Annotated in this window: 10 protein-coding genes; 3 read left to right on the forward strand and 7 right to left on the reverse strand. The window is 56.4% G+C overall.

Annotated features, from left to right (window positions below):
* Positions 1-38 precede the first annotated feature (38 nt).
* From ubiB to udp, 6 genes are all read right to left on the reverse strand, one after another.
* Positions 39-1,676 carry a ubiquinone biosynthesis regulatory protein kinase UbiB gene (gene ubiB / locus EE896_RS18155; protein WP_008926454.1) on the reverse strand — a complete coding sequence of 546 codons (1,638 nt, stop codon included), beginning with the start codon at positions 1,674-1,676 and terminating at the stop codon, positions 39-41.
* Positions 1,673-2,278, reverse strand: coding sequence for a ubiquinone biosynthesis protein UbiJ (ubiJ, locus tag EE896_RS18160; RefSeq protein ID WP_008926453.1), 606 nt, complete (start codon positions 2,276-2,278; stop codon positions 1,673-1,675). The genes ubiB and ubiJ overlap by 4 nt, the downstream gene beginning before the upstream one ends.
* Before the next feature lie 11 nt (positions 2,279-2,289).
* Complete coding sequence (gene ubiE, locus EE896_RS18165) at positions 2,290-3,048, reverse strand: bifunctional demethylmenaquinone methyltransferase/2-methoxy-6-polyprenyl-1,4-benzoquinol methylase UbiE (RefSeq protein ID WP_008926452.1); 759 nt, start codon at positions 3,046-3,048, stop codon at positions 2,290-2,292.
* Positions 3,049-3,123: 75 nt separating this feature from the next.
* On the reverse strand, positions 3,124-4,623 hold the full coding sequence (gene rmuC, locus EE896_RS18170; RefSeq protein ID WP_140916089.1) for a DNA recombination protein RmuC: 1,500 nt from the start codon (positions 4,621-4,623) through the stop codon (positions 3,124-3,126).
* A gap of 85 nt (positions 4,624-4,708) precedes the next feature.
* Positions 4,709-5,977, reverse strand: coding sequence for a tetratricopeptide repeat protein (locus EE896_RS18175; RefSeq protein ID WP_140916087.1), 1,269 nt, complete (start codon positions 5,975-5,977; stop codon positions 4,709-4,711).
* 89 nt (positions 5,978-6,066) lie between these two features.
* Positions 6,067-6,828, reverse strand: coding sequence for a uridine phosphorylase (gene udp / locus EE896_RS18180; RefSeq protein ID WP_008926449.1), 762 nt, complete (start codon positions 6,826-6,828; stop codon positions 6,067-6,069).
* 304 nt (positions 6,829-7,132) lie between these two features.
* Between udp and EE896_RS18185 the strand changes: the two genes are divergently transcribed.
* Complete coding sequence (locus tag EE896_RS18185) at positions 7,133-7,966, forward strand: dienelactone hydrolase family protein (protein WP_140916086.1); 834 nt, start codon at positions 7,133-7,135, stop codon at positions 7,964-7,966.
* 50 nt (positions 7,967-8,016) lie between these two features.
* Here EE896_RS18185 and metE read toward each other — a convergent pair whose 3' ends face one another.
* Positions 8,017-10,287: a 5-methyltetrahydropteroyltriglutamate--homocysteine S-methyltransferase gene (metE, locus tag EE896_RS18190; protein ID WP_140916084.1), complete on the reverse strand. Its 2,271-nt coding sequence runs from the start codon at positions 10,285-10,287 to the stop codon at positions 8,017-8,019.
* Positions 10,288-10,431: 144 nt separating this feature from the next.
* Between metE and metR the strand changes: the two genes are divergently transcribed.
* Positions 10,432-11,358, forward strand: a complete 927-nt coding sequence (gene metR, locus EE896_RS18195) for an HTH-type transcriptional regulator MetR (RefSeq protein WP_003854400.1) — start codon at positions 10,432-10,434, stop codon at positions 11,356-11,358.
* An 83-nt stretch (positions 11,359-11,441) separates the two neighbouring features.
* The gene (locus EE896_RS18200; RefSeq protein WP_003854397.1) at positions 11,442-11,921 is read left to right on the forward strand and encodes a YehS family protein; all 480 of its coding nucleotides are present in this window, start codon (positions 11,442-11,444) and stop codon (positions 11,919-11,921) included.
* Positions 11,922-12,118 lie beyond the last annotated feature (197 nt).

A 12,118-nucleotide genomic window follows, 5' to 3' on the forward strand; every position in this document is an offset into this window, starting at 1 on the left:
AGCCAGCGACATTACCTTTTTTTAGACGGACGTGACAATCAGTTTGTCTTACGCCAGCCGATTAACCAGGAGACGATTCCCGCCGCCATTAACACCGCCGGGAAGAAGTCCCAGTCCGGTCGGGTGAGCAGTACAGCCGTTCCGCTTAACAGCAACGTTGCCCCGACGCCAAACAGGTAGCGCGCCTGATGGTGACGAACGCGCTGTGCGTGCATATCACCCACCAATTTATCGACGCTATGCCGTAGCAACTTGTGCTGGCGCAGGCTGTCGTAAAACAGCTCGGGCAGCTCGGGTAACTTTTCAGCCCAGAATGGCGCTTTCTCTTTCACCGCACGGATAATGGCCGGCAGACCGACCTGATCCTTAATCCACTCTTCCAGGAACGGCTTGGCTGTCTTCCACAGATCGAGCTGAGGATAGAGCTGACGGCCAATCCCTTCCACATAAAGCAGCGTTTTTTGCAGCAGGACCAGCTGCGGCTGCACTTCCATGTTAAAGCGGCGTGCTGTGTTAAACAGGTTCAGGAGCACATGTCCGAAGGAGATCTCAGCCAGCGGCTTTTCAAAAATCGGTTCGCAGACCGTACGAATCGCAAACTCGAAATCTTCGACATTGGTATCGGGCGGCACCCAGCCGGAGTCTACATGCAGTTCCGCGACCTTACGGTAATCACGGTTAAAGAAGGCGATAAAGTTTTCCGCCAGATAACGCTTATCTTCTTTGTTCAGTGAACCCACGATACCGCAGTCAATGCCGATATATTGTGGATCTTCCGGATGGTCATAGCTGACAAAGATGTTGCCCGGATGCATATCCGCATGGAAGAAGCTGTCGCGAAAGACCTGGGTGAAAAAGACCTGCACGCCACGTTCAGCCAGCAGCTTCATATTCACGCCATGGCGTTCCAGCGTAGCAACGTCTGAGATGGGAATGCCATAGATACGCTCCATCACCATCATGGTTTCGCTGCAGTAATCTGAATAGACTTCCGGTACGTAGAGCATGCGGCTGTCTTCAAAATTCCGGCGCAGCTGAATGGCGTTGGCTGCTTCACGTAACAGGTTCAGCTCATCAAGCAGGGTTTTCTCATAATCGCGCACCACCTCGACCGGACGCAGACGGCGGCCATCCGGCAGCAGACGCGGAACCCAGCGGGCCAGGCGATAGATCAGCTTCATGTCCGCTTTGATCACCGGCAAAATATCGGGGCGGATCACTTTGATCACCACTTTCTTGCCGGTCGATTTCAGCGTGGCGGTGTGCACCTGTGCAATGGATGCCGACGCCAGTGGCTTGATATCAAAATCATCAAACCAGGTTTCAATCGGCGCGCCCATTGAGGCTTCAATCTGCGCTTTCGCTTTGACGCCATCGAAGGGCGCTACGCGGTCCTGCAGGATCGCGAGTTGATCGGCGATCAGCGGCGGGAAGAGATCCCGACGGGTCGAGAGCATCTGCCCGAACTTGATCCAGACCGGACCCAGTTGCTCCATCGCCATGCGCATACGTGCGCCGATGGGTTCATGCTGATGCAGATTCGGGATCCAGAAAACAGAGCGACGCCACAGGCGAAACAGGAATGTGAGGCGTGTCTGAGGTATCAGTTCATCAAGGCCATAGGTCAGAAACACCTTCATGATCAGATATAAGCGGCGGATCTCTCCAAAACTCATTTTGCCTCCAGCTGCGCCAGACGCGCATCAAGCGCCTCAAGCGAACGTTCCATCGCGTCGACCTCCTCAGAAAACCAGGCTAATTCCAGTGAGCCAGGCGCAACACGCCACTCTTCGGTGATAGCCTGTCCGAGATAATCCTGGCGACGCTGCACTTCGCCTGTGAAAAAGCGGAATGCCTGTTGCGAGCGCTGACTGATGCCCTGTGCGGCGATATCGCCTACCCAGGGAGCCAGATATTCTGCCGGGTCCAGCTCAGCCAGATCCATCAGCGCGGAGAACTGCTGCACTACCTGCAGGTCGCCATCAACCTGCAGCTCACCGCTGCGAATCAGCGGCGTCAGCTGCTGGCGATCGCGCAGCTTCGTCAGCGTTTTCAGCGAGGTGATCACCGTGCAGTCACTGCTATCCTGCCAGTCCGATAACACGTCCAGTTGCTGTTCACTGAAAACCAGCACCAGCGGATAAGAGAACTCAGTCAGGCGCAGCGTCAGCACTTTGCCATTCAGACGTTGCCGCGCCGGTTTCAGGCCGCGATCGCGATAGAGAATACGGTTCAGCGCCGTTTCCAGGCCCGCGGTAATCAAGGGCATCAGGTTCATTACCATCTCACTCAGAACTTAAATCCACGATGCAGCGCGACAATGCCGCCGGTCATATTGGAGTAAGTGGTATTTTCAAAACCGACATCGTTCATCATCGCTTTCAGGGTCTCCTGATCGGGATGCATACGTATCGATTCGGCCAGATAGCGATAGCTCTCTGCATCCTGCGCCACCAGCTGTCCGATACGCGGCAGAATGTGGAATGAGTAAGCATCATACGCCTTGCTCAGCGGATCCAGCACCGGCTTAGAGAACTCCAGAACCAGCAGACGTCCGCCCGGCTTAAGGACACGGAACATCGAGGCCAGCGCTTTCTCTTTTTCCGTGACGTTGCGCAGACCAAAGGAGATGGTGATGCAGTCGAAATAGTTATCGGGGAAAGGCAGAGCTTCTGCGTTGGCCTGTACGTAACTCACATTGCCAACCACACCCTGATTGCGCAGCTTTTCGCGGCCCATCTTCAGCATGGAGCTGTTGATATCGGCCAGGACAACCTGACCGGTTTCGCCCACCAGGCGAGAGAATTTTGCGGTCAAATCGCCCGTACCGCCGGCCAAATCTAACACGCGCTGACCGCGACGTACGCCGCTGCTGTCAATGGTAAAACGCTTCCAGATACGATGGACGCCAAACGACATCAAATCGTTCATCAGGTCATATTTTGCCGCTACGGAGTGAAACACGTCCGCGACTTTGTCAGCTTTTTCGCTTTTGGCGACCGTCTGAAAGCCAAAATGGGTGGTTTCCTGCTGTGATTCATCTGCCATCGGTTTTACCTGCTCCACAAACAATACTTCCCGAAGTGTATCAGAGTCACGGAAGTCAGGCACGCTGCGCCCATACTATTCGTGGAGGCGTCTCACACGCGGCTCACTCTCATCCGCATCCCTGTCGTCATCTGCATCCTCATCCGCCCGGTTTTCCGGCATGGCGCGTTCGGCCAGTTGCGGGTTGATGGGCCGTTTGATCTCCACGCCCAGCGCCCGAAATCCCTCTGTCTGCGCAATCAGGTTGCCGCGCCCCTCTGACAGCTTTTTCATCGCCTCGCGATAGCTGTTTTGCGCCTTATCAAGACTGTGACCAATGCCGGTCATGTCATCGACAAACAGCCGCATCTTGTCATAAAGCCGGGTTGCCCGATCGGCAATACGCTGTGCATTGCGGCTCTGATGCTCATAGCGCCAGAGATTATTAATGGTTCGCAACGCCACCAGCAGTGTGGTGGGGCTGACCAGCATGATGTTCTGCTGCAGTGCCTCGCCAATCAGCTCAGGCTGGCGATCAATGGCCAGCATAAAGGCGGGCTCAACCGGGATAAACATCAACACATAATCCAGCGATCGTAAACCGGGCAACTGTTGATAATCTTTTCGGCCCAGCAGACGGATGTGCGCCCGCATGGCAGCGACATGCTCCTGAATCGCCTGCTCACGTTCAATTTCATCTTCTGCATTGAAGTAGCGCTCATAAGCCACCAGCGTCATCTTGGCATCCACGACGACATCTTTGCCCTGCGGCAGACGCACTATTACATCCGGCTGCATCCTGCCCTGTTGTTCTGACTGAATGCTCACCTGGGTTTCATATTCATAACCTTCACGCAGTCCGGAGGCTTCCAGCACGCGGCCCAATACGACTTCACCCCAGTTACCCTGAATTTTGTTGTCGCCCTTCAGCGCTTTGGTCAGGTTTAATGCCTCCTGCGCCATCTGCGCATTCAGCTGCTGTAACTGCCGGATTTCATGGGTCAGGGTGTGGCGTTCACGCGCCTCTGCGCCAAAGCTCTCATGAACCTGACGACGAAAGCCATCAAGCTGCTCACGCAGCGGGCCAATCAGCCCATCCAGACTCTGGCGGTTTTGTTCATCGACGCGACGGCCGCTGTTTTCGAAAATACGGTTGGCGAGGTTTTCAAACTGGGCGCTGAGGCGTTGTTCGCTGTTGGTCAGCAGGCGCTGTTTCTCTTCAGCTGCGAAGCGGGTCTCTTCCAGGCGGATGGTCACTTCACGCAGTTCTGCTTCCTGCGCGCTGTTAACCTCCAGCTGATTACGCAGTTCACGATTGAGCTGTTCGCTTTCATTGCGCCAGTAATCAAGCTGTTGCAGTCGCTCATTGGCACCGCTTAGTGCGCCGTGAAGCTGACGCAGTTCCTGCTCACGCTGCTGCGTCTGCTGCTGAAGCTGTTCGATTTGCTGCTGCTGGCGCTGTTGCGCCTCTTCCTGCAGACGGCGCTCGGTCTGGAAACTGGCGACCTGATGACCGGCACGTAACTGTGCCAGCATCCAGCCAATCCCTAACCCGGCAAGCGCCAGACAGGCGCTGATGATGATGTGCTGATCCATGATTTCCCCGCGACTCAGGCTGCTGAGGGAAAAGGTAGAGTCGCACTGTATGAATGTCCAGACAATTTTAGCCAGACTCAGCGGCTTACAGAGCCGCCACCGTCAGCTTTCCAGCCTGCCACGCATCAATCAGGAAAAACGGCATCGGCAGCAGCCATTCACCGTTTTTGACCTGCGCCAGATAGTGCCAGGTTGTCTCGCCGGAGGTGATCGCGACGCGCTGCCGGTTACCGTCAGCGGCGCTGGTTTTACCGGTCATACTGGCAAATCCCGCATTACTACCAACGTGAAAATGCGGCGTATTCCAGCGCACAGGCGTATGGTCAGGCCACGGCTGGGCCTGATGGAAATGAAACAACTCATCATGGCTCAGGAGGCTTTCGCGCACAGTTGGCCACAGCGCTACCTTGAGGAAATACTGGTCGGTGAAGCGTTCACTACCCTGATACTGCGCGATGAAATCACGCATCGCCTGTTCCACACCCCGGAAGACGCCGTGACAGCCGCCCCACATCCCTGCCAGCAGCAGTTCGGTATGAGAGAAGTAGTCACGCATATGGTGGAACCAGTAAGGCGACGCCAGCCAGGCATTAACCGCCGCCGCTTCGCGCTCCGAGAGCAACGAGTCGGCATCGCGCACGATAAAGCGCTTCACCGCGGGATCGTCGAGCACCAGAAAACGCCACAGGGTTGGATACAAAGTTTTTTCATGAGACATATCGACCAGCTGGACGTGCGACTGGTCAAGGCGCTGCCAGACATGCTGCGGCACGCTGTCATCAAGATAGATGCGACAGACCCAGCCGGGATAAAACTCAGGCGCGACTTCAACGTTTTTGATTAAGGTTTCGCAGTAACGTGGCTGATCGCCATACAGGCAGAAAGCAATGACATTCTGCTGCGGCTGACGGAGATCAACAGGCTCAGGTTGCGGAGCGGGAAAGGCCATGCACTGCCCCTGACTGAAACGTGCATCAGAACGCATCAGCGACGCCAGACCGTAACGTGCGACTTCGTCCTTTTTATCCAGCCAGCCACACACTTCGGTCAGGCCATCCAGCCAGGTTTCAGAAGCTGTAGCCTGCACAGCGGGCGGTGACTGATAAATCTTCTGATAGATTTTGTACGCTTTATTGTACTGACCCAGACGCAGCAGACAAAGGGCGTAGTCGCTCAGCACCTGCATCTGGTTGGGCATTAAGCGCAGCACCTCTTCGCAGCACTGGGCTGCCAGCGCATAGTCGCCCTGTTGCATGGCGGCACGGAAACGTTCGGCACTGCGTTCCAGGCGGGCATTGAGTGCGGCAGGATTCGCGCCGGGGAGAGGACGTCGGACAGGAATGGTGTTGCGCATAAACACTCTCAGGTTTCACTGACGTTACGCGCCATTAACGACCGGCAGCAGGTTTTGAGTCTGGACAAAAACCTGCTGCCTGACGCGGCCTACAGCAAGCGACGCGCCGCTTCGACCACAATCTTCACTGCGTCACTTTCTGTCTGTTTCATGGTGACCGCATCAGGGATCTCTTTCTGCGTGCGGTTCACAATCACGCCCGCCACCATGCCGGCTCGCAGACCCTGGCTGGCGCACATGGTTAACAGTGTAGCGGATTCCATCTCATAGTTAAGTACACCCATCTCCTGCCACTCTTTCATCGAACCTTTAAAGCGGCTGACGACGCGGCCTGAAACAGTGTCGTAACGCTCCTGGCCCGGATAGAAGGTGTCAGATGAGGCGGTGATACCGATATGGGTCTTCGCGCCACAGGCTTCTGCGGCAGCAACCAGTGCGGTGGTACAGGCAAAATCTGCCACTGCCGGGAACTCCATCGGCGCAAAATGCAGGCTGGCCCCGTCCAGACGAACCGATGCGGTGGTCACCAGTACATCGCCAACATTGATATGTGGCTGGATCGCGCCAGTGGTCCCGACACGCAGGAAGGTGCGCACGCCGAGCTGTGCCAGCTCTTCCACCGCAATCGACGTTGAAGGACCGCCAATACCGGTTGAGCAGACCACAACGGGTTTACCATCAATTTTTGCCAGCCATGAAGTAAATTCACGGTGTGAGGCGAGATGCGTGGCATCTTCCATCAGTCCGGCAATTTTCTTCACACGCTCCGGATCGCCCGGCACAATCGCCAGGGTGGCGCCCTGCAGATCGGCTTTAGTCAGGCCAAGATGGAAAACGTCAGACTGTGTCATTTTTCAGACTCCTGTTAAGGGAAGGTATCGCGCCACTCTACGCCAGCACGCCCGATAAATATGTGACAGCATTCACTTAAGAAAATGAAAGTTACATTTCCAGCCAGATGAAATGTGATTGATATCACACAATAACATCTTCCTGGTCCCGATAGCTCTTCGCGAGGCTGTGTCCGGGTCAGCGCAATGTTAAAGAGGAGGATGATTTTATTCGCTGCTGATTCTGTTACCCGACACCTGGCGCATATGCTTTGTCGCCAGGCTATAGTTACGTGATTGCGCAAATGCTTGCACGGAGAGAATAATGAAACCCAGTGATAATATGGCACAAAAACCGGCGACGGGCGGCTTTGCCCCTGCCGTGCAGCCCACCGCCTCTACGACCATCATTACCGAAAGCCCGGCCATTCACGCAGGTGAAACCTCGGTTCCCAGCCAGGGCGAAAACATGCCGGCATTTTTTGCAAAGCCTCACTCAGCGGAAGGCCCGTTGCCTGTTGTCCTGGTGGTGCAGGAAATCTTTGGTGTGCATGAACACATCCGGGATATCTGCCGTCGTCTTGCGCTGGAAGGCTATCTGGCGATCGCTCCCGAGCTCTATTTCCGCGAGGGCGATCCTTCTGAATACAATGATATCCCGACGCTATTCAGCGAGCTGGTCAGTAAAGTCCCTGACACTCAGGTGCTGGCTGACCTCGATCATGCCGCTAACTGGGCGGCGCGTAATGGCGGTGATATCCGTCGCATGGGCATCACCGGTTTTTGCTGGGGTGGCCGCATCAGCTGGCTCTACGCCGCGCATAACCCACAGCTGCGCGCCGCGGTTGCCTGGTACGGGCGACTGACCGGTGAGTGTACGCTGAAGCAGCAGAAGCATCCTATTGATATTGCGGTCGACCTGAGTGCCCCGGTGTTAGGTTTGTATGGTGGTCAGGATGACGGCATTCCACTGGAGAGCGTCGAGCAGATGCGTCAGGCGTTGCATGCCGCTAATGCAACCGCCGAGATCATCGTCTATCCCGAAGCGGGACATGCGTTTAATGCTGATTACCGTCCGAGCTACCATGCTGAATCAGCGAATGATGGCTGGCAACGCATGCTGGCCTGGTTCAGGCAGTATGGCGTGGCATCAAAATAAATGAAAAAGGGGCGCTTCTGCGCCCCTGATTTTACCCACCGGCCCCATTCCTACGCCGTCTCACCACGCAGTTTCTTCGCCGCCGTCACCATATTCGCCAGCGCCTGACGCGTCTCCGTCCAGCCACGCGTCTTAAGACCGCAGTCCGGGTTTACCCAAAGACGTGTTTCCGGAATCCGTTTCGCCGCCTTCAGCAACAGTGCTTCTATCCACTCCACGCTGGGAACATTGGGGGAGTGAATATCATAGACGCCGGGCCCGATTTCATTCGGATACTCGAAATCTTCAAACGACTCCAGCAGGTCCATGTCAGAACGCGAAGTTTCGATCGTGATGACATCCGCATCCAGGGCTGCGATGGCGTCCATAATGTCGTTAAACTCGCAGTAACACATATGCGTGTGAATCTGGGTTTCATCCCGCGCCACCGCCGCATTCAGCCGGAACGCTTCAACGGCCCAGTTCAGATAGGTCGCCCACTCAGACTGATGCAGGGGCAGACCTTCACGCAGCGCAGGCTCATCAATCTGAATAATCCCGATGCCCGCCTTCTCCAGATCTTCCACTTCATCACGCAGCGCCAGCGCGATCTGCTTAGCGATGATTTCACGTGACACATCTTCACGCGGGAATGACCAGCAGAGAATCGTCACCGGACCGGTCAGCATCCCTTTTACCGGCTTGTCCGTCAGCGACTGGGCATAGCGGGCCCACTCCACAGTGATCGCCTCCGGGCGACTGATATCGCCAATAATGACAGGCGGTTTCACACAGCGAGAACCGTAGCTCTGCACCCAGCCGTTCTGGGTAAAGACAAAGCCGTCCAGATGCTCGCCGAAGTACTCAACCATATCGTTACGTTCTGCTTCGCCATGCACCAGCACATCAAGCCCCAGCCGCTCCTGCTCGGTAATCGCCTGTTTAATGTGCTCCGCGATGCCGGTGCGGTAATGACTGCTGTCAAGACGGCCCTGTTTAAAGTCGAGACGCAGGCCGCGAATTTCAGTGGTCTGTGGAAAAGAGCCAATGGTGGTGGTAGGCCAGGCGGGCAGATTGAAACGCTGACGCTGCAGGACGGCGCGAACCGGGTAAGCACTCTGCCGCTCACTGTGCTGTGGCGTGATGGCCTCCAGACGCTGCCCCACCGCCGCATTATGCACCCGTCGGGAGTGAGCACGGGCCTGCACCGGCGCGCTCCAGGCGTCCAGCGACGCCGCATCATTGTTGTTCAGAGCCTGACTCAGCAGCGAGAGCTCAGCACATTTCTGCAGCGCAAAGGCGAACCAGCTTTTGACTTCGTCATCCAGGCGGGTCTCGACACTCAGGTCGATCGGGCTGTGCAGCAGTGAGCAGGAAGATCCAATCCACAGCTGCTCACGCTCTCTGGTCAGCGGTTGCAGGCGACTGAACCAGCGGCTCAGATCGGCGCGCCAGACATTACGTCCGTTGATCACGCCCAGCGACAGCAGCCAGCTGGCGGGGAGTTGCTGATTCAGCTGCTTAATATCATCATTGCCATGGACCAGATCGACATGCAGGCCCTGCACCGGCAGCGCACGAATCACATCAATGTTCTGGCCGATGCTGTCAAAATAGGTGGTCAGCAGCAGCTTGCTGTGGCCCTGCAGAGCGTCATACGCCAGCTGAAAGGCGTCGCGCCAGGTCTGCGGCAGCTCCAGCGCCAGGGCGGGTTCATCAATCTGTACCCATTCGATGCCGCGCTTTGCCAGTTCCGCCAGCACCTGCTGATAGACCGGCAAAATCGCCGCCAGCAGCGACAGACGTTCAAAGGGTTCACCTTTGACTTTACCCAGCCACAGATACGTCACCGGCCCGAGCAGCACCGGCTTAATGTTATGGCCCAGCGCCAGCGCCTCATCAACCTCGTCCAGCAGCTGAGTCCAGCTCAGTTTAAATGTCTGGCCCTGAGTAAATTCCGGCACGATGTAGTGATAGTTGGTGTTAAACCATTTGGTCATTTCTGCCGCCGCCGCGGGTTCGCCGGTCGGCGCACGCCCGCGCCCCACGCGAAACAGCGTATCCAGATCAACGGTGCCCTCTGTGTTCTGATGACGTGCAGGCACATTGCCCAGCAGCAGGCTGGTGGTCAGCACATGATCATACCAGGCGAAATCGCCGACCGGCAGCAGATCGACGCCCGCCTCTTTCTGCTGTTGCCAGTGTCGCGCCCGCAGCTCGCGGCCCGTCGCCAGTAGTGCCTGCTGCGTGCTGTCGCCTGCCCAGTAACTCTCCAGTGCTTTTTTCAGTTCACGGCGCAGACCAATGCGGGGAAAGCCGAGGATATGGTTGAGGATAGTCATGTGCTGTTCTCCAGATAATCTTTCACTTTGGCTAAAATGGGCAGCCAAAGATGTTTAGCCGTCCAGATGTTTACACTGCTATAATCTGCGGGTACTGTATGTCTCTCAAGCGCAATATGTTCATTTTCGATGTGAAGGACTCTCATGATCGAACTCAAGCACCTGCGGACGCTTCAGGCTCTGCGCAATACGGGATCGCTGGCGGCGGCGGCGGCCCAGCTTCATCAGACGCAATCGGCGTTATCTCATCAGTTCAGCGATCTGGAGCAGCGGCTGGGATTCCGCCTGTTCGTGCGTAAAAGTCAGCCGCTACGCTTTACGCCGCAGGGGGATATTCTGCTGCAGCTGGCTGAGCAGGTGCTGCCGCAGATTCAGCAGGCGTTGCAGGCCTGTCATGAGCCGCATCAGACCACGCTGCGGGTGGCGATTGAGTGTCACAGCTGCATTCAGTGGCTGACTCCCGCGCTGGACAAGTTCCGCCAGAGCTGGCCGCAGGTGGTGATGGATTTCAAATCAGGCGTGACCTTTGATCCGCAGCCCGCTCTGCAACAGGGTGAGCTGGATGTGGTGCTGACCTCCGACATTCTGGCGCGCTCGGGCCTGTTCTACTCGCCGATGTTTGATTATGAAGTGCGGCTGGTACTGGCGACGGACCACCCGCTGGCGCAGGTTGAGCAGATTTCGCCAGAAGATTTGGCCGATGAAGTGTTAATGATCTATCCGGTTCAGCGTCAGCGTCTGGATATCTGGCGTCACTTCCTGCAGCCAGCGGGCGTGAGTCCGGCTCTGAAAAGTGTGGATAACACCCTGCTGATGATTCAGATGGTGTCGGCGCGCATGGGGATTGCCGCACTGCCGCACTGGGTGGTGGAGAGTTTTGAGAAGCAGGGTCTGGTCGTTACCCGCACGCTGGGCGATGGCCTCTGGAGCCGTCTTTATGCCGCCGTGCGCGAAGGCGAGCAGCGTCAGCCTGTGCTGGAAGCCTTTATCCGCTTTGCCCGTCAGCACGCCTGCGAGCATCTGCCATTTGTGCGCGACGCCGCGCTGCCCGGTGCAGTATTACAGCGGTAATCCGGCGGGCACAAACCTGCGCGAACGCGGGCGAAATCCCCTATAATGCGCAGCCTGTCGACTGAACATGAGAAGATCTCACCATGACTAACAATGATATTCTGCGCAGCGTGCGCTACATGCTCAATCTGAGCGATGCCAAAATGGTGGAGATTTTTGCGCTGGCGCAATGTGACGTGCCGGTAGCGGATATTCAGGCGTGGCTGAAAAAAGATGACGATGCCGCGTTTCGTCCCTGCCCGGATGTGCTGATGGGTTATTTTCTGAATGGCCTGATCTTTTACCGTCGTGGCAAAAGTGAAGATGCGCCCGCGCCGTCCATAGAACGCAAGATGACTAACAATATCTTCATGAGAAAGCTGCGCATCGCTTTTGATCTGAAAACCACCGACATTCCTGATGTCCTGAAGCGCGTGAATTTTACTGTTTCACAGGCTGAGATTGGCGCGATTTTCCGCAAACCGGATCATAAGAACTATCGCGAGTGTGGCGACCAGATTCTGCGCAACTTCCTGAAAGGGCTGGCGATGATTCAGCGTCCTAAGAGTGAGAAGCCTGCCTGATATGGCGCCATCCAGTCGGAAATGGCGGGTTGCTGCGTAAAGACGGCGTAAATCCATCCCTGGAGCCTCGACCGCCGGTTTACTCGCCTCATCCGTGAGGCTCGCCCGCAAGCGGGCCGACGCTGTGCGTTGTTCAAAAACGCTCCCGACGTTTTTGTCCTTGCGGCGGACGCTTTACTTCTCAACCCGCCATCCCC

Source organism: Pantoea eucalypti, assembly GCF_009646115.1.
In the GTDB taxonomy this organism is placed as follows: domain Bacteria; phylum Pseudomonadota; class Gammaproteobacteria; order Enterobacterales; family Enterobacteriaceae; genus Pantoea; species Pantoea eucalypti.

What these genes read in the sequence shown, in the direction of transcription:
- ubiB (WP_008926454.1), bottom strand. Translation starts at nt 1,676, where the DNA reads ATGAGTTTTGGAGAGATCCGCCGCTTATATCTGATCATGAAGGTGTTT.
- ubiJ (WP_008926453.1), bottom strand. Translation starts at nt 2,278, where the DNA reads ATGAACCTGATGCCCTTGATTACCGCGGGCCTGGAAACGGCGCTGAAC.
- ubiE (WP_008926452.1), bottom strand. Translation starts at nt 3,048, where the DNA reads ATGGCAGATGAATCACAGCAGGAAACCACCCATTTTGGCTTTCAGACG.
- rmuC (WP_140916089.1), bottom strand. Translation starts at nt 4,623, where the DNA reads ATGGATCAGCACATCATCATCAGCGCCTGTCTGGCGCTTGCCGGGTTA.
- EE896_RS18175 (WP_140916087.1), bottom strand. Translation starts at nt 5,977, where the DNA reads ATGCGCAACACCATTCCTGTCCGACGTCCTCTCCCCGGCGCGAATCCT.
- udp (WP_008926449.1), bottom strand. Translation starts at nt 6,828, where the DNA reads ATGACACAGTCTGACGTTTTCCATCTTGGCCTGACTAAAGCCGATCTG.
- EE896_RS18185 (WP_140916086.1), top strand. Translation starts at nt 7,133, where the DNA reads ATGAAACCCAGTGATAATATGGCACAAAAACCGGCGACGGGCGGCTTT.
- metE (WP_140916084.1), bottom strand. Translation starts at nt 10,287, where the DNA reads ATGACTATCCTCAACCATATCCTCGGCTTTCCCCGCATTGGTCTGCGC.
- metR (WP_003854400.1), top strand. Translation starts at nt 10,432, where the DNA reads ATGATCGAACTCAAGCACCTGCGGACGCTTCAGGCTCTGCGCAATACG.
- EE896_RS18200 (WP_003854397.1), top strand. Translation starts at nt 11,442, where the DNA reads ATGACTAACAATGATATTCTGCGCAGCGTGCGCTACATGCTCAATCTG.